We start from the raw sequence: 20,482 nt of genomic DNA, 5'->3' as shown, positions 1-20,482 counted from the left end.
GTTTCCACCTGCGCGCCGCTCGAGCGAGCGGCCGCGTCGTTCCTTCGCTCGTGGCCACGGTGAAGGACGCGAATGGCTGCACAGCCCTCACATCGCATGGCCACCGCTGACTCCGGGCGCATCCTCGACAGTCTCAGCACCAGCGTGCTGATCGTCGACCGCGCGCGTTCCCTGCTCTTTTTGAATGTTTCGGCCGAGACGCTGTTCGGCGTCAGTCGCAACCAGGTGCGCGGCCGTCCGCTGGCCGAATTGTTAGAAGACTCGGCCGTGCTCGATGAGGTCATCGACCGGGCGGCCACGACATCGCGTCCATTCTCACGGCGTGAGCTGCAGCTGCGTCCGATCTATGGCGACGGCGAGCTCGTCGTCGATTGCACGGTCGCTCCTTATGAAGAGAGTGGCGCGCCTGGCGCCGTGCTCATCGAAATCAGCGACGCCACTCAGCACCAGCGCATCACGCGCGAAACCGCTTTGCTCACGCAGATCGGCGGCAGCCGCTTGATGATTCGTCAGCTCGCGCACGAGATCAAAAATCCCCTCGGCGGATTGCGGGGCGCCGCGCAGCTGCTGGCACGCCAGCTCGACGACGCATCGATGCGCGAATACACGACGGTCATCATCAGCGAAGCCGACCGCTTGGTAACGCTGGTCGACACGTTGCTCGGTCCCGGTCATTTGCCCCGCAAGAAATCGATCAACATTCACGAGCTGCTACAGCACGTGGGTCATTTGCTCGGGGCTGACGCGCCGCCCGGCGTCGTCATCGATCGCGACTACGATCCGAGCCTGCCGCCGCTGAACCTCGATCGCGATCTGATCATTCAAGCGATGTTGAATCTGGGCAAGAACGCCATGCAGGCGCTGGCCCAGACCGCGGGTCGCAGCGGACGGCTGGTGTTGCGCACTCGCGCGCTCACCAATGTGAATATCGGCGCGCGTCGGCACCGACTCGTCGCCAGCGTGCAGTTCGAGGACAACGGCCCGGGCGTACCCGAACATCTGCGCGACACTTTGTTTTATCCGCTCGTTACGGGGCGAGCCGACGGTACTGGACTTGGTCTGGCAGTGGCGCAAGACCTGGTGAGTCGTCACGACGGCCTGATCGAATTCGAGAGCAGGCCGGGTCTAACCATCTTTACTATTTTGTTGCCATTCCATGTTACAGACCACACCAGTCAAGCCCCTTAATGTCTGGCTCGTCGACGACGATGCCTCCATCCGCTGGGTTCTGGAGCGCGCGCTGCGCCAGGGCGGCATGGCGCCCACGGCCTTCGATCACGCGGACACAGCGCTCGCAGCGCTACGCCGGGATCGACCCGATGTTTTGATTACTGACATTCGCATGCCGGGACGCAGCGGGCTCGAGCTGCTGACCGAAATTCGAGATAACCAACCCGATTTGCCCGTCATCGTGATGACTGCGCATTCGGATCTGGATAGCGCAGTCGCTGCTTATCAAGGCGGCGCGTTCGAATATTTGCCCAAGCCCTTCGATATCGATCAGGCGGTCGATCTGGTGCGTCGCGCAGCTCAGCAAAAGACGCGAGTCGAAGAAGCTTCGACCGAAGCGCGGCGTATTCCTGAAATGCTTGGCCAAGCGCCGGCAATGCAGGAAGTGTTTCGTGCGATCGGTCGGCTGTCGCGCTCCAGCATGACGGTGTTGATCACGGGCGAATCCGGCACGGGTAAAGAGCTGGTCGCTCGCGCCTTGCACCGTCACAGCCCGCGTGCAAACAAGGCGTTCATCGCGTTGAACACGTCGGCGTTCACGGCCGATTTGCTCGAGTCCGAATTGTTCGGCCATGAGAAGGGCTCGTTCACCGGCGCAGACTCGCAACGTCGCGGACGGTTCGAGCAGGCCGATGGCGGCACGCTGTTCCTGGACGAAATCGGTGACATGTCGCCGCAGTTGCAGACGCGGTTGCTACGTGTGTTGGCGGAGGGCGAGTTCTATCGCGTCGGCGGTCAGGTGCCGGTGCGAGTCGATGTGCGAGTGATCGCGGCGACTCACCAGGATCTGGAAGGGCGCGTGAAGCAGAACCTGTTTCGCGAGGACTTGTTACATCGCCTGAATGTGATTCGAATCGAAGTTCCGCCGCTGCGTCAGCGTCGCGAAGACATTCCCGAGCTGCTGATGCACTACCTGACCGAAGCTGCGGTCGAGTTGGGCGTCGAGTCGAAGGTGCTCACGCCGGAGGCGGCGGCGGCGCTGTCCAACTTCGACTGGCCGGGCAATGTTCGACAGGTAGTGAACGCGTGTCGTCGCCTGACGGTGACCGCGCCGGGTCGGGAGATCAAAGCCGAAGACATTCCGGCGGATCTCGGTGGCGTGCCGGGGCCGGCGAAATTGCAGGACGAGTGGACCCGCCAGCTCACCAACTGGGCCGAGAAGCGCCTCGCCGCCGGCGAAACCCCGCTGCTCGACGACGCCATGCCCGAGTTCGAACGCACGCTGATCCGCGCTGCCTTACGTAAGGCGGAAGGCGGTCGCCAGGAAGCGGCGAAGCTGCTCGGCTGGGGTAGAAATACGCTGACACGCAAGCTCAAAGAGCTGGCGATGGACGACGAATAACGCCGCATTGGCTGTAGGTGGGTTGCGCGGCTTCGCCGCGCTGACCAAGACAGCGCCATCGATCATCGACGCCGGCGCTGTTAATCTCCGCGCCTGTTGGCTAGCAGGGCGCTGAGTTGTTCCACGTCATTCTTTATCAGCCGGAGATCCCTCCGAACACCGGCAACATCATTCGCCTGTGCGCCAACTCCGGCTCGTCGCTGCATCTGATCCGGCCGCTCGGTTTCGATATCAGCGAGAAGGCCGTGCGGCGCGCGGGAATGGATTACGCCGATCTCGCGAACGTCAAAGCGTGGGATTCGTTGGATGAGTGCTTCAACGCCATTTCCGTAAAGCGTTGGTACGCCATCTCAACTCGCGGGAAGACCCGCTACGATCAGCCGAAGTTCGTACCCGGCGACGCGTTCGTCTTCGGCCCGGAAACTCGCGGCCTGCCGCAGGACCTGTTGGAAACATGTCCGGCCGAGCAGCGGCTCACGATTCCGATGCGTCCCGGCAATCGCAGTCTGAATCTTTCCAATGCGGCTGCAGTAGTCGTCTACGAAGCCTGGCGGCAGCTCGGATTCATTTGAAACCTCAGGCCAGATTGAGCTGCCAGGAAACCCCGAACCGATCGTTCACCCAGGCAAACTGCCGGCTGAAACCATAGTTGCCGCGCGGCATCAGCGTCGCCCCGCCCTCGGACAAGGCCGCCAACAACCGATCCAGCTCATCTTCCGAGCTGCACTCGATGAAGAACGAAAACGCCGGCGTGAAAGTAAAAGCATGCTTCACGGGGCTGTCGATGCACATCACGCTCTGACCGGCGATGGAGAGCGTGGCTCGCAGCACCGAGCCTTCCTTGCCGGCCGCCCCCGGCCCGTAGCGCTGGATATCGGTGACCTCGGTATCGGGGAACAGCGACGCGTAGAAAGTCATCGCTGCTTCGGCTTGTTCGCCCTGGAACATCAGAAAGGGCTGGATCGATTTCATCAGCTCACTCCGGCTTGAGCGCCCGACTCATCAATTCTTTCACCGCATCTTTGGGGGCAACGCCTTCATACACGACGCGGTAAACCTGCTCGCAGATCGGCATTTCCACGCCCGCTCGCTGAGCAACGGAGCGAACGGCGTTGGCCGCGAGCACACCTTCGACGACCTGGCCGATGGTCTTCTGCGCGGCTTCCACCTTCTCGCCCGACGCCAGCGCCAAACCAAAGCGTCGATTGCGCGACTGATTGTCCGTGCAGGTCAACACCAGATCGCCGAGCCCGGCCAATCCCATGAATGTTTCTTTCTTCGCGCCGAGCGCGACGCCCAAGCGGGTCATCTCGACCAGCCCGCGAGCGATCAAAGCAATTCGTGTGTTGGCGCCAAAGCCGAGGCCATCGGAAATGCCCGCGCCAATGGCCATCACGTTCTTGATGGCGCCACCGACCTCGACGCCAGTGATATCGGTCGACGTATAAGCGCGGAAGTTCTGCCCGGAGAAACGTTGCGCCAACTCGGCAGCGTAACCAGGATCCGAGGCGGCGATCGTCATCGCAGTCGGCAGACCGGCGCCCACTTCCTTGGCAAACGTAGGTCCGGAGATCACGGCGGTGGGAACGCTTTCGCCCAGCACCTCGCGCGCAACCTGGTGCGGTAGCAAGCCCGTGGAAACTTCGAATCCTTTCGTCGCCCAGGCCACGCGGGCATCGGGCAACAAATGAGGAGCGATCTCCTCGAGCATCCCGCGCAGGGCGTGACTAGGCACAGCCACGATGACATCGCGGCTTGCCTGCAGAGCTGACTTCAAATCAGGCTCGATACGCAGCTGCTCGGGAAAAGCAGCGTCTGGCAAATAGCGCGCGTTACGCCGATCTCGTTGAAGCTCGCCGAGATGCGTCGAGTCGCGTCCCCACAGCAAGGTGGGAAGCGCGACTCGAGCTAACTGGATTGCGAGCGCCGTGCCCCAAGAGCCGGCGCCCAGCACCACGCAGGTTGAGCTGTCGGCTGCCGCCTCTGGCGCGACAGACATGGCGCGATCAGTTGACGGAAGGAGCGCCCGGAGCCGTCGGCTGCTGCCCTTGACGAGCCGCGGCCTGCGCGAACAGCGCGTCGAAGTTCACTGGTGGCAGCAGGAACGGCGGGAAACCGCCCTTCATGAGCAGATCGGAGATCACCTGGCGCGCGTAGGGCAGCAAGTAGTTCGGGCAGAAAATGCCGAGCAGACGCTGCATGTCGGCCTGCGGCACATTGCGCAAGCCGAACGCGCCCGCCTGCTGCAACTCGACCAGCCACAGCGTCTTGTTATCGGCCTGGGCTTCGACGCGCACGGTCAGCACCACTTCCTTCATGTCACCGCCGATGTCGTTCACCGCGGTGTTGAGGTTCAGGTTGATCGTGGGGTTGGTGTTCGGATTGACGCGCGGGCCGGTCGGCGCCTCGAAAGACACATCTTTCAGATACACCGCCTGCGGCGCGAACTGCGGCGCATTGGGGTCGGCGTTCTGGCCGTTGGAGGCGGGTACTTCGTCAACCATGTCGAGTCCTCTGTCGTATTCGTCGAATAATAATGAGCGCGGAATACATGAATGTGACTGGAGCCGCGCCGGGTCTGCCCTGACCTTACTTGGGCAATTGGGCCAGCAGTTTATCCAATTCGCCGGCTCTATCGAGAGCCGCCAGGTCGTCGTAACCGCCGATATGGCGTTCGCCGATGAAGATCTGCGGCACGGTACGGCGGCCGTTACTCTTTTGCAGCATCACTTCGCGCTCGCCCGGCACTTCGTCGACCTTGATCTCACGAAAGGCCGCCCCTTTGCGCTCCAACAGATTGCGCGCGCGCTGGCAGTAGCCGCACCACCCGGTTGAATACATCACGATTTCGCTCATCAGTGCTTACCGTCCTTCTTGGCGCCGCCCTTCACCAACGGCAGGTTTTCCTGCCGCCAGCTGTTCAGACCGCCGCTCAAGGTCACCACTTTGTTGAAACCCGAAGCGCGCAGCTGGCGTGCGGCTCCGGCCGAGGTAAAGCCGGCATCGCAATAGACGATGACCGGCTTCTCCTTGAATTTCTTCAAGGATTCCGCGCGGCTGCCAATTTCAGCCGCAGGGATGTGGCGCGCCTCGATGATGTGTCCAGCCTCGTAGTCCTTGCTGTCCCGAACGTCGACCACCAGCGCGCCGGTGTTGGCGAGCCGGACCGCATCCGCCGTGCCGATGGCGCTGGCGCCGCGAGAGCGATGACGCATCTCGATCACGACCGCAAGAACGGCGAGAATCGCCGCAGCGGCGATCAGGAACGGATGGTTGGTGGTGTATTCAAAGAATCGATTCATTGCAGCAGGTCGGGATTCAACCCGTGGGGCTGGCAAAAGGGCGCGAAGTATAACAGCCGGGCCACGCTGCCAGTTTCACAAGGTTCGGGACCTGGGTTTCGCCTAGCCAATGTCAAAGTTGCGTCTCGTCACGGCCGTCCTGGCGGCCATCGTGTGCACAGTGGGGTTGGGGACCGGGGCTTTTCAAGCCTGGGCCGCCGCGCCCACCCCTGCCGCCAAGGAAGCCGAGCTCAAGCAGGTTCGTAATCGAATCGACTCCATCCGTCGCAGCATCCAGGCCGAAGCCGAGCGCCGGGATGCGCTGGCCGGGCAGGTAAAGGAAGCCGAGCTGAAGATTCAATCGGCCCGCGAGCGGCTTTCGGATGTGCGCGCCCGCCGGATTGCCGCCGAGAACAGACTTTCCGATCTCAAGGCCGAGCAGCAGAGCACCAGCAAGCGCATCGACGACGAGCGGGATGCGCTCGCGGCCGAAGTGCGCGTGGCATATATGAATGGCCGTCAGGAGCAGCTGAAGCTGCTGCTCAATCAGCAAGACCCAGCGCGGCTGGGACGCATGATGGCGTACTACGGATATTTCGGTCGCGCGCGCGCCGAACGCATTACGGCGATCAGTGAGCATCTGGCTCATCTCGAGCTGTTGGCAGAGAGCATTGCCAACGAGACCGATCAACTGCGACAGCTCGAGGAAGATCAGGCGAACAACGTGAAGTCGCTCGCCGGCGCCCGCGATCAGCGGGCGCGCACGCTCGCCCAGGTCCAATCGAAAATAAGAAACCGCAACGACGAGCTCGCCAAGTTGCAGCGTGAAGCGCAGGCGTTGGAGAAACTGGTCGAAGAGCTGCGCCGGGCGATCGAAGAATTTCCCGAGCTGGCCGAACAGCCCTTCCAGCGCGTGAAGGGCAAGCTGCCCTGGCCGGTGAAGGGCTCGCTGCTGGCGCGCTTCGGAACGTTACGTGCCGGCGGACCTCTGAAATGGCAGGGCATGGTTATCGCCGCCGACCGCGGCACCCAAGTGCGCGCGCCGTATTATGGTCGTGTTGTTTATGCCGACTGGCTGCCGGGCCTGGGCTTGCTGGTCGTGCTCGATCATGGCGGCGGCTATATGAGCTTGTATGGTCACAACGAGCAGGTGTATCGCCGCGTCGGCGATCGCGTTCAGCCGGGCGATGTGCTGGCCGCCGTGGGGGATGCCGCAGGCATGGGCAAGCCGGGTTTGTACTTCGAGATCCGCAAAGGCCGCTCGGCGCTCGACCCGGCCGACTGGTTGGCAAAACGCTGACCGTGCAGCGGGTCCGAAGCGGCTGGTCAGCCGATTCAGCCATGGACTGATTGTCGCTGCCAGCGTCGGACTGACAGCCTAGAACCACTGCGCTTAGACGGGGGTCACGGTTTGGATGCCGTGATCTCTCTGTCACAGGATTTTTGGCCATTCCTTGAACGGCGTCCCGGATTCGCGACGGCCGTGGGCCGCATTGTCGCCGCGAGCTGGACGTGTACTATGTTTAAAGGCCGCCGAACTTGAATTCTCACCCCCTCATGTCACGTGTAGTCATGCCGTTTCGTTTCGCGCTGATTCTGGGCGTCGGCGTCATCATGGGCTTTGGCCTGTCGATGGGACGCACGGTCCAGGCGCAGCGGGAGATCGAGCCGCCGACCGCCGTCATGAACGACGAGAGCGACAATGACGGCGACAAGACCGTGCCGTGGCAGGACGCGCGCCTGCTCGCCGAAGTGCTCGAGCACGTCCGCAAGGAATATGTCGAAAACATCTCCGACCAGGAGCTGATCGAGGCCGCCATCCGCGGCATGATCGCCGACCTCGACGCGCATTCTGCGTATCTGGACCCGCAGGAGTTCGACGAGATCCGCATCAGCACCACCGGTGAATATTCCGGCGTCGGCATCGAGGTCGCGCTGGAAAACGGCGTGGTGAAGGTCGTGAACCCCATCGAAGGCACGCCGGCGCAGAAGGCGGGTGTGCTGCCGGGCGACACCATTCTCGCGGTCGACGACGTGCCAGTCAGTGTCGAGAACCTGAACGACACGATCGATCGTATGCGCGGCAAGGCCGGTACTGCGGTGAAGATCAGCATTGCGCGCGCCGCCGTAAAGGATCCTCTCGAATTCACTTTGTCTCGCGCGGCTGTGCAGGTTCACAGCGTGCGCGACCAACTGCTCGATGGCGGCGTCGGCTATGTGCGCATCTCGCACTTCAGCGAAACGACCACGTCCGATCTGGAACGCTCGCTCGCGTCGCTGAAGAAAAAGAATGGCGCAGCGCTGAGCGGCCTGGTGCTGGATCTGCGTAACAATCCCGGCGGCGTGCTCGAAGCGGCGGTGGGTGTGTCCGACGTGTTTCTCGAAGACGGTGTCATCGTGACGGCCAATGGCCGCGCCGCCGACGCTCGTTTTGAAATGGATGCTCACCCGGGCGATACGCTCGAAGGCGCGCCCATGGTGGTGCTGGTGAACGGCAGCTCGGCCTCGGCGTCGGAAATCGTCGCCGGCGCCTTGCAGGATCATCGTCGCGCCACGCTGGTCGGTCGTCAGACGTACGGCAAGGGCTCGGTACAGACGGTGCTGCCGTTGTCCGATGGCCACGCCATCAAGCTCACGACATCGAAGTACTTCACGCCGTCCGGTGCGTCGATTCACGAGAAGGGCATCAAGCCCGACGTGATGGTGAACGAGAACGACGTGCCCAAGCCGAAGGACGGCGTGGATGTCACCGAGTCCTACGGCAGCAAGGAGGATGTCGAGCTGCAGCTCGCACTCAGCACGTTGCAGCAGAAGGCGGTCGGCGCCATTCGTCAGAGTCGCGCTCCGTAACATTGCATGCGCTCGGCCCAGCCTGCCGCGGCCCAAACTCAGGGATTTGCCGCCAGGGCATTGTTGTGCCTGGAGCTGCTGACGCTCGCGATCGGCGCGCTGCAATTCGCATTCGTTCCTGAGTCGGTCGAGCGGCCCATGCTGGCCGCAACGGCGCTGGGCCTGCTCACCGTCAGCATTCTTTTCTCGCGCACGGTGCCCGCGTTCCAGCGGCCGATCGCGCGTCAGCACTGCATCGATATCGCCGCGCTGATCGTCTGTATCACGTTGTTCGCTGTGGCGACGGGTTCGGCGCACAGCTTCCTCGTGCCGTTGTATCTGATCCCGCTGGTCGGCGCGTCGCTGGCCTTCGGTCGCTGGTGGGTCGTGCTGTTACTGACGACCGTCATCGCAGCGGTCGGCTTCCTGCTCGGCGCGCTGACGCCGCAGATGGATATCGCCGGTCCCGAGTTCGGTGTGCAATTGTTGAGCGTGCTGGCGCCGGGCGCCGCCGTCGCGTTGATCATCGCGGCGTTGATCGAACAGATGAACAGCGCCGTGCAAAGGATCAGCGATCTGGCCTCGACCGATGCGTTGACCGGCTTGCTGAACTTGCGCTCGTTCGAAGAGATCCTGCAACAGGAACATCGCAAGGCCGAACGCTTCGGCCGGCCTTACACCATCGTCGTGGTCGACGTGGACAACCTGGCCCACATCAACGAAACGATGGGCCACGAAGCGGGCAGTCAGATCCTGGGCGCGGTGGCCGCGGCCATCACTCGTTCCATTCGCACTTCGGACGTGGCGGCGCGGCTCGGGGGCGACGAGTTCGTGGTGTTGTTGACCGAGGCGGATTCGGCGATGGGCGGAGCCATCGCCACGCGCATTCGTAACAATGTTTATGCGGGCACCGTCTCAGTCGCGAATCGGTTGATCCGCGCCAACGTCAATGTCGGTACCGCCAACTTTCCCGAGGATCATCTTTATCCGAAGGAGCTGATGATCCTGGCCGATCAGAACATGCAGCAGGATCGCGCGCTGCGCCGGCCACCGGAATAAATCCTCAGCCCGCCGCGCCCATCAGAATCGCGCGGATCGCCCAGACCCCGATACCGATCAGCATGATCAGGACCGGGAAGATGCTCAGCCCGAAGCCGAGCGAGCGGCTCTTGGGCTCGCGCACATACGAAATGGCATAGATGGCGCGGCCCAGAATGAACACGACCCCCAGCGCCGCCGCCCACAGCGGGCTGACATAAGCTGCGAAAATCCATAGCGTCGGCAGGAACATCACCAGCTGTTCCTGGGTGTTCATGTGGACCCGGAAGTGGCGTTCGAAGATTTCGTTGCCGCTCGTGGCCGGCGCCGCCACTCCATAGCGGGTTCGGGCAAAACCGACCTGGAGCGCCAGCCAAAAGAACTGCAGCAGGGCGACCACGGTGACGATTGCGACAAAAGGCATTGCGTTCCCTCATTGACGAACTGGGCAGCTCCTGCACGTCCATGTGCCCGCTGCATTCGGGCATCCTGCCCAGCACCGACACAAGATAGGCGTATCATGAGCGCGACGGATGTGAGCCGTAGCTTACCCGTCGCGCCACGAGGATCGCATCATGACCGGATTTATCTTTCGCGCCGCCATCGTCGCCCTGGGACTCTGGCTGGCCACCCAACTCTTCGACGGGCTGCAGTTCGATGGCCCGGTGACGTTGCTCGCGGCCGCGGTGCTGCTCGGAATCGTCAACGCCATCGTCCGGCCGATCGCCGTGATCCTCACCCTGCCGCTGACGTTGCTGTCGCTGGGGCTGTTCCTGCTGGTCATCAATGCCGGCATGCTCGGCCTGGTGGCCTTGCTGCTCGGCGGCTTCGCCATCAACAGCTTCTGGACCGCGCTCGGTGCATCGCTGATCGTGAGTCTCACTTCCTGGCTGGCCTCGGGCATGATCGCCAACAACGGCCGCGTCGAAGTGATCACGATGAAGAAGTAAGCGCGCCCTTCACCGCGACCCGATACAGGATCCAACCGACCACGGCGAAGATCGCCAGGCCCACCAATTCGCCGAAGTGCAGGAACTCCGGCAACGACAGCACATCCGCACTCCCGCTGTACACGATGGGAATGGCGATCACGATGCCGAGCAGCGCCTCGCCCGTGATCAAACCGGCGGAGAACAACACACCCTTGCGGTGAATGCGCTCGGCGGCGTCAGGATCGTTGTGAACTCCCGCCGCACGCTCGACCAGATGGGCCAGCAAGCCGCCGAGGAAGATCGGCACGGTCAGATCCAGCGGCAAATAAATACCCACCGCCGCGGCCAGCACCGGTGTGCGGAAATTAGCGCCGCGCTTCTTCAGGATCTCATCGCAAACGATGATCGCCGCACCGATCGCTACGCCGATCCAGATCAAATCCCACGGCAGCTCGCCACCAAACAAACCTTTCGCCACTGAAGCCATCAGCGTCGCCTGCGGCGCCAGCAACGGATTCGGATGATCGGGTGTGGGGACGCCGATGCCATACGCTTTGGCGAGCAGGTTCAACACCGGCGCCATGACCAGCGCGCATGAGGCTGCGCCGATCGCCAGCATCACCTGCTGCCGCCACGGTGTCGCGCCGATCATGTAACCAGCCTTCAGGTCCTGCAGGTTGTCGCCGGCGACGGCTGCCGCACAACAGACCACCGCGCCGATCACGATCGCGGCGACCGGACCCAGCGGAGCATTGCTGCCCATGAGCGCGGCTAACACCAGCGATGCGAACAAGATGGTGCCGATGGTGATGCCCGAGACCGGATTGTTCGACGAGCCCACCAGGCCCGCCATGTACGCCGACACCGAGCTGAACAAAAAGCCCGCGACGATCATGATGATCGTCATCGGGATGGATACGGCGAAGTTCTGCACGATCGCGTGATACAGCCCCGCCAGCGGCAGGGTGAACGCGATCAAGCCGATCAGCACCGCCTTCATCGGCAGATCCTTCTCCGTTTCCGCGACTACTTTCGAGGCGCCGGCTCGTGCCGCGTCCAGACCGCTGCGGATGCCGGACATGAGCGACTTGCGCAGCGAAATCAGCGTCCAGATGCCACCGATCAACATCGCGCCGACGCCGAGGTAGCGGATCTCCGCGCTCCAGATCGCGCCGGCCGCGTCTTCAGCGCTCGCACCGACCAGTCGAGCCGCGAGATCGGGATTGCCGTCGAGGAAGTAGGCGCTGTAGATCGGGATGGCGATGTTCCAGGACAGGATGCCGCCCGCCACCACCACGATGCCGATGTTCAGACCCACGATGTAACCCACGCCGAGCAGCGCCGGCGACAGGTTCGTTCCCATGTACGCGATGCCCTTGCCGATGAAGCCGCCGAACGCAGCCGAGTCGGGCACCAGACGCAGGCCGCTCGCCGCAATGAGCTTGCCGAGGCCGCCCAGTGCAGAAGCAGCAGCGAGCACGCGAATGCCGCTGGCCGGATTCTCGCCGGCCTTCAGCACTTCAGCCGCGGCTTTGCCTTCAGGAAACGCCAGCTGCTGATCGACGATCAGCGAGCGACGCAATGGCACCGAAAACAACACGCCGAGGATGCCGCCCAAACCCGCGATCGCCAGCACCCACCAATATTGGAAGTCGGTCCAGTGGCCGAGGATCACCAGCGCTGGCACCGTGAAGATCACGCCAGCGGCGATCGATGAGCCGGCCGACGCGCCGGTCTGCACGATGTTGTTCTCGAGAATGTGACCGCCGCCGAGCAGACGTAGCACCGCCATCGATACGACGGCGGCGGGAATGGCGGTCGCGATCGTGAGACCCGCAAACAAACCAAGATAGGTGTTCGCGGCCGCGAGAATCATCGCGAGCACGACCGACAGAATGATCGCGCGCGGCGTCAGCTGCGGCGGGCTTTGAGTCGCAGATGTATTCATGAGATCACCAGCCGCAGGTTTGGCCTTTGTTCTGTTCTTCCAGCCAGGCGAGCAGCGGCGCGAAATATTCCGTGATCGCCGATGCATCCATTTCTCGTGTGCCGGTCAGCTTTTCGAGCGTGTCCTGCCAGGGCTGGCTCTGGCCCAGCGCCAGCATTTCGCGGAAGCGCTTGCCGGCTTCCTCGTTGCCGTAGATCGAACATTCGTTCAGCGGGCCTTGGAATCCGGCCGCCTGACAGAGTGCGCGATGAAACTGGAACTGCAGGATGTAAGACAGGAAATAGCGCGTGTACGGCGTGTTGGCCGGGATGTGATATTTCGCGCCCGGATCGAAATCCTCTTCGGTGCGGGGCACGGGCGCGGCCACTCCCTGATACTGCTCGCGCAGCTGCCACCACGCGGCGTTGTAGTTCTCGGGCTTGATCTCGCCGGAGAACACTTTCCAGCGCCACTCATCGATGAGCTTGCCGAACGGCAGGAACGCGAGCTTGTCGAGCGCCAGCCGCATCTGCTGGTTGATGGTCGCTTCCTTGCTCGGCTTGACCGCGCCAGCGAGTCCGATCTGATGCAGATAAGCCGGCGTCATCGACAGATTCACCGTGTCGCCGATGGCTTCGTGGAAGCCGTCGTTCGCGCCGCTCTGATACAGGTACGGCTGGTCCTTATAGGACAAGTAGTAAAACACGTGGCCGAGCTCGTGATACACCGTCATCAGGTGTTCCTGCGTCGGCTCGATGCACTGTTTGATACGCACGTCTTCCTTGCCGTCCATATGCCATGCGCTGGCATGACACTGCACGTCACGATCGCGCGGCTTCGCGAGCAAGGAACGTTCCCAGAAAGTCTGCGGCAGTTTCGGGAAGCCGAGAGAGACGTAGAAATTCTCGGCCGACTGCGTGATCTTCACCGGATCGTATTTTTGTTTCACCAGCGCCGCGGTCACATTCACGTCAGTGGCGCCAGGGTAGGGTTCGACCAGGGGATAGATCTCACCCCACTGTTGCGCCCACATGTTGCCGAGCAGCTGCGCTGGAATCGGCTTGTTCGACGGCACGTGCTCCTGGCCGTACGTTTTCTGCAGCTTGCCGCGAACATAACAGTGCAGCGAGCCGTACAGCGGCTTCACTTGTTCCCACAGTCGCGCGGCTTCCTTGGTGAAATCGTCCGGCGGCATGTCGTAATTCGAGCGCCACATCGCGCCGAGATCCGTGAAGCCCAGTTCTTTCGCGCCTTCATTCGCCAGCTCGACGAAGCGCACGTAGTCCTTGCGGATGGGGCGCGCCGTCGAATGCCAGCCGGTCCACGCCTCGGTCAGTTCGTCGTAGTTCCGGCTGTTGGCGAGGATGTCGCTGAGCTCGGTCTGGTCCTTACAGGATTCGGGTCCCTTCGGGCAGTACTTGGCGGCGCCGTACATGCCTTCCATTTTTGAAGTGACGGCTGCCAGCTCGGCACGCTTCGTAGCATCGGCGGGCGCGGGCGCAGCCACACCGAGCTTGAGCAATTGAACCGAGCGCGCGGCATTAGGGCTCAGCTGATCCGGTTTATAAGCCTTGGCTTTCTCGACCGCGCCGCTGAAATATTCCAGCACGCGCTCGTTGGCCTTTGCATTGAGGAACTCGGTGTCGACATTGATGAAGGTCGCGTACGCGAAGCCCGCCGAACTTTGCTCTTTCGACAGATCCGCAAGCTCGCGGTTGAGACGCTCGATGAACGCGTCTGCGTTTTCGGCGTGAGCCGCGGGAGGCTGTGGCTTGCGCTCGCAGCCCGCAATAGCAAGCACGGACGCGACCGCTGCAGTCAGTCGCACGCATAGACGAGTCATGGCTGTTCTCCGACGGAGTTACTTCACACCCGCCATCATCTTGCGGATGAACGGGGTCAGCACCAGCAACACCACGCCGGCGATGAAGCCCCACCAGAACAGATACAGGAATTGACCCGGCATGCCGGGCAGATTGTTCGGATCGATCTCGCCGGCGAACTGACCGGCGAGGTTGTTGCCGAGCGCGGTCGCGAGGAACCACAGGCCCATGACCTGGCCGACGAAGCGCGGCGGCGCGAGTTTGGTCATCGAGCTCAGGCCCACCGGGCTCAGACATAACTCGCCGAATGTATGCAGCAGATACGTGAGCATGAGCCAGGTCGGCAGCACTTTCTCGCCCGCGACGACGTAACGCGCGGCGAGGAACATCACCAGGAAGCCGAAGCCCATCAGGATCAGGCCGATGGCGAACTTCGCGGGCGCCGACGGATCCAGATTGCGACGGCCCAGATTCACCCAGATCGCCGCGAACACCGGCGCGAAAACAATGATGAACGCCGGGTTCACCGCTTGCAGCGTGCCGGCCGGCAATTCCCAGCCGAACATCACGCGATCGGTGTGACGCTCGGCGAACAGGTTGAACGATGCGCCGGCCTGCTCGAAGCCCGCCCAGAACATGGCGCAGGCGATGAACAGCGCGATCATCGCCACGACGCGCTTGCGCTCATCCAGCTGCAGACCGGCGGCGAACAGCAGGTAACCGAAAAAGCCGGCGGCCAGCGCCACCAGGGCCCAGTTGAGCGCCTTCGAGACAGCGAGGGGATCGAGCTGGACCATGCCGAGCAGCACCGCTGCCATGACCGCGACGAGCACGACCATGAAACCGACAATGGGCGTCCAGGTCGCGGGCTCGCCCATCGGCACGACACCCGAGGTGCCGAGGTAATGTTTGGTGACTTGGAACTGCACCAGGCCGATCAACATGCCGATCGCCGGCAATGCGAAGCCCGCATTCCAACCGAACGCTTCAGCTGCCATCGGCACCAGCAGCGAGCCCAGCGTCGCGCCGACGTTGATGCCCATGTAAAAAATGGAGAAGCCGGCATCGCGTCGCGAGCCGCCTTCGGGATAGAGCTGCGCGACGATGGCGCTGATGTTGGGCTTGAGCAGACCGACGCCGAGCACGATCACCATCAGGCCGATGAAAAACAGCTGCGTGTTGCCGGTGGCGAGGCAGCCGTTGCCGAGCATGATCATCACGCCGCCCCAGACCACCGCGCGTTGTTGACCGATCAGGCGGTCGGCGATCCAGCCGCCCAGCAGGGACAGCAGATACGTGCCGGAAATGTACAAGCCGTAAATCGCGCTGGCGGTGCGATCGTCCAGGCCCAGCCCGCCATCGGCGATGGCCGCGGTCATGAACAGGATCAGGATGGCCCGCATGCCGTAGTAGGTAAAGCGCTCGAACGCTTCGGTGGCGAACAGGGTCATCAGCCCGCGGGGATGCCCGAAGATCTGCGGCCCATGGGTGGAATCGCGTTCGATGCTTTGATTCATATGGGAAGGATCTCCCTGCGGCAGCTCGCGGGCGCGGCGCTGCTGTTGTTATGGGTGACAACCATGACAGAAATCATGGAGGCGCAGTCTCACCGAGAGCGCGCTGCGGAGCAAGGCGCGAAGCTCAAAAGCTTATCGTGTATACCGAGACGTTCAGGTCGCGTCGTCGTCCGTCTTGGTCTCGGCCCGCTTCTTCAACAGGAAGCGCGACAGCAGGATGCCGATCTCGTACAGCAGGTACATCGGCCCCGCCATCATGGTCTGCGATATCGCATCCGGCGGCGTCAGGAACGCGGCGACGACGAAAATTCCCAGCAGCACGTAGCCGCGGTTCTTGCCCATCGTGTCGACGCTGACCATGCCGGTCGAGGCGAGCAGCACGGTCGCCACCGGGATTTCGAACGCGATACCGAACGCGAAGAACAGCAGCAGCACGAAATCCAGGTAGTTCTGCATGTCCGTCATCATCTGCACGCCGGCCGGCGCGCTGGTGGTGAAGAACGTGAACATCAGCGGGAACACGACGAAGTAGGCGAACGCCACGCCGGCGTAGAACAGCACGATGCTCGAGACCACGAGCGGCACGGCAAAGCGCTTCTCATGCTTGTACAAACCGGGTGCGACGAACGCCCACGCCTGATACAGCACATAAGGCATCGAGATGAACAGCGCGACGAACAGCGCCAGCTTCAGCGGCGCAAGAAATGGCGAGACCAGGCTGGTCGCGATCATGGAAGTGCCCACCGGCATCTTCTGGATCAGCGGCGTCGCGACCAGCGTGAACAGCTGGTTCGAGAAATAGGCACAGGGCAGAAATACGATGCCGATGCAGATCACCGCACGCATCAGCCGGTCGCGTAATTCGACCAGGTGCGAGATCAGCGTGCCTTCGGCTAATTGTTCACGCTCGTCAGCACTCATGCGCGAGCTCATTGCACAGCTTTTGTCGCGGGCGTCTCGGCAGCCGATTGTGGCGGCGGCTCCATGCCGGAAACCATGGTTTGCAGATCCAGTCCCGAAGCATTGTGAGGTTGATCGCTGGCGGGTTGCGGCTCGCTTGGCGCGGCTGCCTCAGCATTGACCGTGGTCTCGGCATGGGGAGGTTCAGCCGGCGTGGCGGTATCGGTCGGGGGCGGAGGCGATGCGGGCGGCGGCGACTGCATCGGACGGGACTTGGCCATCTCGTCCAGGGACACTTCCTGTTCCAGCTGCGTGCGCAGCTGACGCGCCATGGCGCGGGCACGGCCGGTCCAGCGGCCGACCTTCTCGGCCAGGCCAGGCAACTTTTCCGGTCCCAGCACCAGCAGCGCCAGGCCCAGGATCAGGACGATCTCGGTGAAGCCGACTTCGAACATCGCGCGTCCGGGTCAGAGCATCAAGCGTTGGAGCTCTTGCTGCCCGTCTTCTCGGACGTCGAGTTGAAGTCCGCGTCCTTCTGGGGCGAATTGAGCTGCTGAGTCTCCTTCTCGTCCTCGCTGTCCATGGCTTTCCGGAAGCCTTTGACCGCGCCACCCAGATCCGAGCCGATCGTCCGCAGCCGCTTGGCGCCGAAGATCAACAGCGCAATGGCGAGGATGATCAGAAGTTCTTTGAAACCGATGCCCATTCGACTCTCCCGCTTCGCAAAGCCGCCGGATCATACGCCACCCACTTGTCGATTGGGTGTCGGCGGCCGTGGAAAACTCTAGCCCTTGCCCGATCCTTCCGGCGGCGCCTGCAGCCAGAACGTGACCGGACCGTCATTGGTCAGGCTGACCTGCATGTTGGCGCCAAACTCTCCCGTTTGGACCGCGCCCAGGCGCGCTCGTGCCCGCCCGACCAGATAGTCGAACAACCGCCGCCCTTCCTCGGGCGCGGCGGCCGGACTGAAGCCGGGTCGAGTGCCGCTGCGCGTGTCCGCCGCCAGTGTGAACTGCGAAACCAGCAACAGCTGTCCGCCGATGTCCTGCAGGCTGCGATTCATACGGCCTTCGCTGTCTGGAAAAACGCGGTAGGTGCACAGCCGTTCCAGCAGCCGGTCGGCCTGCGACTCGCTATCGCCGCGCTCCACGCCCACCAATACCAACAATCCCGTCTCGATGGCGCCGACTTGGCGATCGGCTACACGAACTTCGGCGTGGGTGACGCGCTGGAGCAGGCCGATCATCGGAAACCGGTGTTTGGAGGGTTTCCGCAGGATAGCGGACGCGGGTGAGACATGAATGAAGATTCCGTAACAGCGAATATTTTCCACAAAAGTGCAAGATCGGCGCTAATCCCGGCGCAGGGTCTCCACTCAGCAGCAGATTGTCCGTCTGTTTGACCGCTAGCTCGGAACGCAGGCCGCTTCGCGGCCGTCGGGAGATACGTCTGTGGCCTTTGGCGCGATCGAAGGTACAAGTGGAAAAATCAGGCGCAATAATCGCTGGTCTGGACGCCGATGTGCACTCCCGAGCCTCAACAGCAGCTCGAAAATGAAACTTGCTGCTGGATTGAGCGCTGTGGCCGGCCCGGCCGTGCCTCGGGGCGGGCTTATGACAGCTCCTGACCTGTCATGGAGTTTTCTCCGCCCAACCCGCTGACCCGTCAAAGAAACTTCCCGCCGTTGTCATTTACCGGTCACGTTCCGGGCCGAGTCTGCGCGCACCGCAAAGCCTCGTCGCAGGAGGTGAACCATGAGCCCGACTCCGAGCAAACCGGTCTTCCGCTTCCGCAGCGTGTTCATTTCCGACATCCATCTGGGCTTCCGCGGCTGCAGCGCGGACTACCTCTTGGATTTCCTGCACTCGGTCGAGTGCGACACGCTCTACCTGGTCGGCGACATCATCGACATGTGGAGCCTGAAGCGTTCGTTCTTCTGGCCGCAGGAACACAACAACGTCATCCGGACCATTCTCGGCAAAGCCAAGGCCGGCACGCGCGTCATCTACATCCCGGGCAATCACGACAGCGTGTTCCGCGAGTACTGCGGCATGGTGTTCGGCAATGTCGAGATTCATCGCGAGTTCGTCCACGAGAACGCCGACGGTCGCAAGTTCCTGGTCCTGCACGGCGACGAGTTCGACAGCGTCATCAAAGCGAGCCCGCTGCTCGAAGCGCTCGGCAATCGCGCTTACGCCTTTATTCTGAAGCTGAATCGCTATGTGAATTTTTTCCGGCGCGCGTTTGGCGCGCCGTACTGGTCGATCGCCGCGTTCCTGAAGCACAAGGTGAAGAACGCGGTGAAGTACATCGCGAACTTCGAGCGCGCGCTGGCCGATGAAGCGAAGCGCCGCAACCTCGACGGCATCGTCTGCGGCCACATCCACCGCGCCGAGATCACCGAGATCGACGGCATCACCTATTGCAACGACGGCGACTGGGTCGAGAGCTGCACGGTGCTGACCGAAGACGACGACGGCCACATGTCGTTGTTGCGTTGGACGGAGCAGAAACAAGTGGTGGCGCACACCGGGGTGGTTGCAACGCTGCCGATCGGGCAGGCCGCGTGAAGATAGCGATCGTTACCGATGCGTGGCGCCCGCAAACCAATGGTGTCGTCAAGACGCTGAGCACGACCGCCGACGGCTTGCGCGCGCTCGGCCATGACGTGCGCATCGTCGAGCCGAATCAGTTCAAAACGTTTCCGTGTCCTACGTATCCGGAAATCCGGCTGGCGTGGCTGCCGTACGGGCGTGCGTCATCGTTGCTCGAAGAGTTCGGGCCGGACGCGATTCACATCGCCACCGAAGGAACATTGGGCGCGGCGGCGAGGAAGTGGTGTTTGCGCCGGCGGTTTCCGTTTACTACGTCGTATCACACTCAATTTCCCGAGTACGTGCGCGCGCGGGTGCCGATTCCGCTTGCGGTGAGTTACGCACATTTACGTCGCTTCCATTCGGCGGCCGCACGCACCATGGTCGCGACGCCGGCGATGCAGCGTCTGCTCGAGTCACGCGGGTTCAGGAACATCGTGCGATGGACTCGCGGTGTGGATGTTTCTTTATTCAAGCCAAGAGACAAGCGTTTCCTGGATTTTCCTCGGCCTGTCGCGATGTATGTGGGGCGAGTGGCCATCGAGAAGAACATCGAAGCCTTCCTGAAGCTCGACCTGCCCGGCACCAAAGTCGTCGTCGGCGACGGCCCCGCGCGCGCCGAGCTGGAAGCGAAATATCCGAACGCGAAATTCGTCGGCTTCAAATTCGGCGAAGAGCTCGCGTCGCATGTCGCTGCATCGGATGTGTTTGTATTTCCCAGCCGCACGGACACGTTTGGTTTGGTGATGCTAGAGGCGATGGCCTGCGGCGTTCCGGTCGCTGCTTATCCTGTCACCGGTCCCATCGACGTCGTGACTCAAGGCGTCACTGGCGAACTCAACGAAGATCTCCGCGCCGCCACGTTAGCTGCGCTCAAGCTCGATCCAAACCAATGCCGCGCTTACGCGCTAGCAAATACGTGGGAAACAGCGACGCGGCAGTTTCTTTCTCATCTCGCACCGAGAACGGCAACTGCTGGGGTAGCTGAGTCGGCGCTCGACTCGGCCTAAGCGCCGGAGAAGAATCGTCTACCACGAGGAGAGCCAGAAAATCTCACACCATGGCTCCA

The 20,482-nt window shown here is 62.4% G+C and carries 22 protein-coding genes; 9 read left to right on the top strand and 13 right to left on the bottom strand.

From position 1 onward, the window contains the following. Positions 1-72 precede the first annotated feature (72 nt). The 3 genes from glnL (at position 73) to GYH35_RS23365 (ending at position 3,144) form a co-directional block, all read left to right on the top strand. Positions 73-1,188, top strand: coding sequence for a nitrogen regulation protein NR(II) (gene glnL, locus GYH35_RS23375; RefSeq protein WP_202624536.1), 1,116 nt, complete (start codon positions 73-75; stop codon positions 1,186-1,188). Beyond that, positions 1,157-2,572, top strand: a complete 1,416-nt coding sequence (gene ntrC / locus GYH35_RS23370; protein ID WP_129641508.1) for a nitrogen regulation protein NR(I) — start codon at positions 1,157-1,159, stop codon at positions 2,570-2,572. The genes glnL and ntrC overlap by 32 nt, the downstream gene beginning before the upstream one ends. Before the next feature lie 116 nt (positions 2,573-2,688). After that, the gene (locus GYH35_RS23365; RefSeq protein ID WP_161810261.1) at positions 2,689-3,144 is read left to right on the top strand and encodes a tRNA (cytidine(34)-2'-O)-methyltransferase; all 456 of its coding nucleotides are present in this window, start codon (positions 2,689-2,691) and stop codon (positions 3,142-3,144) included. A 4-nt stretch (positions 3,145-3,148) separates the two neighbouring features. Here GYH35_RS23365 and GYH35_RS23360 read toward each other — a convergent pair whose 3' ends face one another. From GYH35_RS23360 to GYH35_RS23340, 5 genes are all read right to left on the bottom strand, one after another. After that, the gene (locus GYH35_RS23360; RefSeq protein ID WP_161810262.1) at positions 3,149-3,544 is read right to left on the bottom strand and encodes a VOC family protein; all 396 of its coding nucleotides are present in this window, start codon (positions 3,542-3,544) and stop codon (positions 3,149-3,151) included. A 4-nt stretch (positions 3,545-3,548) separates the two neighbouring features. Further along, positions 3,549-4,571, bottom strand: coding sequence for an NAD(P)H-dependent glycerol-3-phosphate dehydrogenase (locus GYH35_RS23355; RefSeq protein ID WP_161810263.1), 1,023 nt, complete (start codon positions 4,569-4,571; stop codon positions 3,549-3,551). A 7-nt stretch (positions 4,572-4,578) separates the two neighbouring features. Continuing rightward, positions 4,579-5,076, bottom strand: a complete 498-nt coding sequence (secB, locus tag GYH35_RS23350) for a protein-export chaperone SecB (RefSeq protein ID WP_161810264.1) — start codon at positions 5,074-5,076, stop codon at positions 4,579-4,581. Positions 5,077-5,161: 85 nt separating this feature from the next. Beyond that, on the bottom strand, positions 5,162-5,428 hold the full coding sequence (gene grxC, locus GYH35_RS23345; RefSeq protein ID WP_161810265.1) for a glutaredoxin 3: 267 nt from the start codon (positions 5,426-5,428) through the stop codon (positions 5,162-5,164). Then, complete coding sequence (locus GYH35_RS23340; RefSeq protein ID WP_161810266.1) at positions 5,428-5,874, bottom strand: rhodanese-like domain-containing protein; 447 nt, start codon at positions 5,872-5,874, stop codon at positions 5,428-5,430. The genes grxC and GYH35_RS23340 overlap by 1 nt, the downstream gene beginning before the upstream one ends. Positions 5,875-5,983: 109 nt before the next feature. Here GYH35_RS23340 and GYH35_RS23335 point away from each other — a divergent pair, with 109 nt between their 5' ends. From GYH35_RS23335 to GYH35_RS23325, 3 genes are all read left to right on the top strand, one after another. Then, positions 5,984-7,153, top strand: coding sequence for a murein hydrolase activator EnvC family protein (locus GYH35_RS23335; RefSeq protein ID WP_161810267.1), 1,170 nt, complete (start codon positions 5,984-5,986; stop codon positions 7,151-7,153). A 272-nt stretch (positions 7,154-7,425) separates the two neighbouring features. Beyond that, positions 7,426-8,703, top strand: a complete 1,278-nt coding sequence (locus tag GYH35_RS23330; protein ID WP_161829611.1) for a S41 family peptidase — start codon at positions 7,426-7,428, stop codon at positions 8,701-8,703. A 6-nt stretch (positions 8,704-8,709) separates the two neighbouring features. After that, positions 8,710-9,741: a GGDEF domain-containing protein gene (locus GYH35_RS23325; protein ID WP_161829610.1), complete on the top strand. Its 1,032-nt coding sequence runs from the start codon at positions 8,710-8,712 to the stop codon at positions 9,739-9,741. Between the two features lie 4 nt (positions 9,742-9,745). Here the strand turns inward: GYH35_RS23325 and GYH35_RS23320 are convergent, their stop codons facing one another. Next, complete coding sequence (locus GYH35_RS23320; RefSeq protein WP_161810270.1) at positions 9,746-10,144, bottom strand: MAPEG family protein; 399 nt, start codon at positions 10,142-10,144, stop codon at positions 9,746-9,748. Between the two features lie 151 nt (positions 10,145-10,295). On the opposite strand from GYH35_RS23320, the gene GYH35_RS23315 reads away from it, so the two are divergent. Further along, positions 10,296-10,670: a phage holin family protein gene (locus GYH35_RS23315; protein WP_161829609.1), complete on the top strand. Its 375-nt coding sequence runs from the start codon at positions 10,296-10,298 to the stop codon at positions 10,668-10,670. Here the strand turns inward: GYH35_RS23315 and GYH35_RS23310 are convergent. The 7 genes from GYH35_RS23310 to dtd form a co-directional block, all read right to left on the bottom strand. After that, positions 10,654-12,600, bottom strand: a complete 1,947-nt coding sequence (locus GYH35_RS23310) for an OPT family oligopeptide transporter (RefSeq protein ID WP_161829608.1) — start codon at positions 12,598-12,600, stop codon at positions 10,654-10,656. The genes GYH35_RS23315 and GYH35_RS23310 overlap by 17 nt on opposite strands. 4 nt (positions 12,601-12,604) lie before the next feature. Continuing rightward, positions 12,605-14,422 (bottom strand): M2 family metallopeptidase, encoded by a 1,818-nt coding sequence (locus tag GYH35_RS23305; protein WP_161829607.1) that lies wholly within the window; start codon positions 14,420-14,422, stop codon positions 12,605-12,607. 18 nt (positions 14,423-14,440) lie between these two features. After that, positions 14,441-15,919 (bottom strand): peptide MFS transporter, encoded by a 1,479-nt coding sequence (locus GYH35_RS23300; RefSeq protein ID WP_161829606.1) that lies wholly within the window; start codon positions 15,917-15,919, stop codon positions 14,441-14,443. Between the two features lie 153 nt (positions 15,920-16,072). Further along, positions 16,073-16,840, bottom strand: coding sequence for a twin-arginine translocase subunit TatC (tatC, locus tag GYH35_RS23295; protein WP_202624533.1), 768 nt, complete (start codon positions 16,838-16,840; stop codon positions 16,073-16,075). An 8-nt stretch (positions 16,841-16,848) separates the two neighbouring features. After that, entirely contained in the window at positions 16,849-17,274 is a 426-nt protein-coding gene (tatB, locus tag GYH35_RS23290; protein ID WP_161810276.1) for a Sec-independent protein translocase protein TatB, read from the bottom strand. Positions 17,275-17,294: 20 nt separating this feature from the next. Then, on the bottom strand, positions 17,295-17,525 hold the full coding sequence (gene tatA, locus GYH35_RS23285; protein WP_161810277.1) for a twin-arginine translocase TatA/TatE family subunit: 231 nt from the start codon (positions 17,523-17,525) through the stop codon (positions 17,295-17,297). A gap of 78 nt (positions 17,526-17,603) precedes the next feature. Continuing rightward, positions 17,604-18,065: a D-aminoacyl-tRNA deacylase gene (gene dtd, locus GYH35_RS23280; RefSeq protein WP_161810278.1), complete on the bottom strand. Its 462-nt coding sequence runs from the start codon at positions 18,063-18,065 to the stop codon at positions 17,604-17,606. A 508-nt stretch (positions 18,066-18,573) separates the two neighbouring features. Here dtd and GYH35_RS23275 point away from each other — a divergent pair. Next, positions 18,574-19,389 (top strand): UDP-2,3-diacylglucosamine diphosphatase, encoded by an 816-nt coding sequence (locus tag GYH35_RS23275; RefSeq protein WP_161810279.1) that lies wholly within the window; start codon positions 18,574-18,576, stop codon positions 19,387-19,389. Then, on the top strand, positions 19,386-20,423 hold the full coding sequence (locus GYH35_RS23270; RefSeq protein ID WP_161829605.1) for a glycosyltransferase family 4 protein: 1,038 nt from the start codon (positions 19,386-19,388) through the stop codon (positions 20,421-20,423). The genes GYH35_RS23275 and GYH35_RS23270 overlap by 4 nt, the downstream gene beginning before the upstream one ends. Positions 20,424-20,482: the final 59 nt, after the last annotated feature.

Origin of the sequence: Steroidobacter agaridevorans, from assembly GCF_009932555.1 — a bacterium.
Lineage (GTDB): Bacteria > Pseudomonadota > Gammaproteobacteria > Steroidobacterales > Steroidobacteraceae > Steroidobacter > Steroidobacter agaridevorans.
The sequence above is the reverse complement of the archived record's forward strand: the minus strand, read 5'-3'. Positions and strand labels throughout refer to the sequence as shown.

Excerpts from the sequence above, each read along its gene's own strand:
- dtd (WP_161810278.1), bottom strand. The coding sequence starts at position 18,065 with ATGATCGGCCTGCTCCAGCGCGTCACCCACGCCGAAGTTCGTGTAGCC.
- tatC (WP_202624533.1), bottom strand. The coding sequence starts at position 16,840 with ATGAGTGCTGACGAGCGTGAACAATTAGCCGAAGGCACGCTGATCTCG.
- tatA (WP_161810277.1), bottom strand. The coding sequence starts at position 17,525 with ATGGGCATCGGTTTCAAAGAACTTCTGATCATCCTCGCCATTGCGCTG.
- GYH35_RS23360 (WP_161810262.1), bottom strand. The coding sequence starts at position 3,544 with ATGAAATCGATCCAGCCCTTTCTGATGTTCCAGGGCGAACAAGCCGAA.
- GYH35_RS23300 (WP_161829606.1), bottom strand. The coding sequence starts at position 15,919 with ATGAATCAAAGCATCGAACGCGATTCCACCCATGGGCCGCAGATCTTC.
- grxC (WP_161810265.1), bottom strand. The coding sequence starts at position 5,428 with ATGAGCGAAATCGTGATGTATTCAACCGGGTGGTGCGGCTACTGCCAG.
- secB (WP_161810264.1), bottom strand. The coding sequence starts at position 5,076 with ATGGTTGACGAAGTACCCGCCTCCAACGGCCAGAACGCCGACCCCAAT.
- GYH35_RS23335 (WP_161810267.1), top strand. The coding sequence starts at position 5,984 with ATGTCAAAGTTGCGTCTCGTCACGGCCGTCCTGGCGGCCATCGTGTGC.
- GYH35_RS23330 (WP_161829611.1), top strand. The coding sequence starts at position 7,426 with ATGCCGTTTCGTTTCGCGCTGATTCTGGGCGTCGGCGTCATCATGGGC.
- GYH35_RS23320 (WP_161810270.1), bottom strand. The coding sequence starts at position 10,144 with ATGCCTTTTGTCGCAATCGTCACCGTGGTCGCCCTGCTGCAGTTCTTT.
- GYH35_RS23355 (WP_161810263.1), bottom strand. The coding sequence starts at position 4,571 with ATGTCTGTCGCGCCAGAGGCGGCAGCCGACAGCTCAACCTGCGTGGTG.
- ntrC (WP_129641508.1), top strand. The coding sequence starts at position 1,157 with ATGTTACAGACCACACCAGTCAAGCCCCTTAATGTCTGGCTCGTCGAC.
- GYH35_RS23315 (WP_161829609.1), top strand. The coding sequence starts at position 10,296 with ATGACCGGATTTATCTTTCGCGCCGCCATCGTCGCCCTGGGACTCTGG.
- GYH35_RS23340 (WP_161810266.1), bottom strand. The coding sequence starts at position 5,874 with ATGAATCGATTCTTTGAATACACCACCAACCATCCGTTCCTGATCGCC.
- GYH35_RS23325 (WP_161829610.1), top strand. The coding sequence starts at position 8,710 with ATGCGCTCGGCCCAGCCTGCCGCGGCCCAAACTCAGGGATTTGCCGCC.
- tatB (WP_161810276.1), bottom strand. The coding sequence starts at position 17,274 with ATGTTCGAAGTCGGCTTCACCGAGATCGTCCTGATCCTGGGCCTGGCG.
- GYH35_RS23305 (WP_161829607.1), bottom strand. The coding sequence starts at position 14,422 with ATGACTCGTCTATGCGTGCGACTGACTGCAGCGGTCGCGTCCGTGCTT.
- glnL (WP_202624536.1), top strand. The coding sequence starts at position 73 with ATGGCTGCACAGCCCTCACATCGCATGGCCACCGCTGACTCCGGGCGC.
- GYH35_RS23310 (WP_161829608.1), bottom strand. The coding sequence starts at position 12,600 with ATGAATACATCTGCGACTCAAAGCCCGCCGCAGCTGACGCCGCGCGCG.
- GYH35_RS23275 (WP_161810279.1), top strand. The coding sequence starts at position 18,574 with ATGAGCCCGACTCCGAGCAAACCGGTCTTCCGCTTCCGCAGCGTGTTC.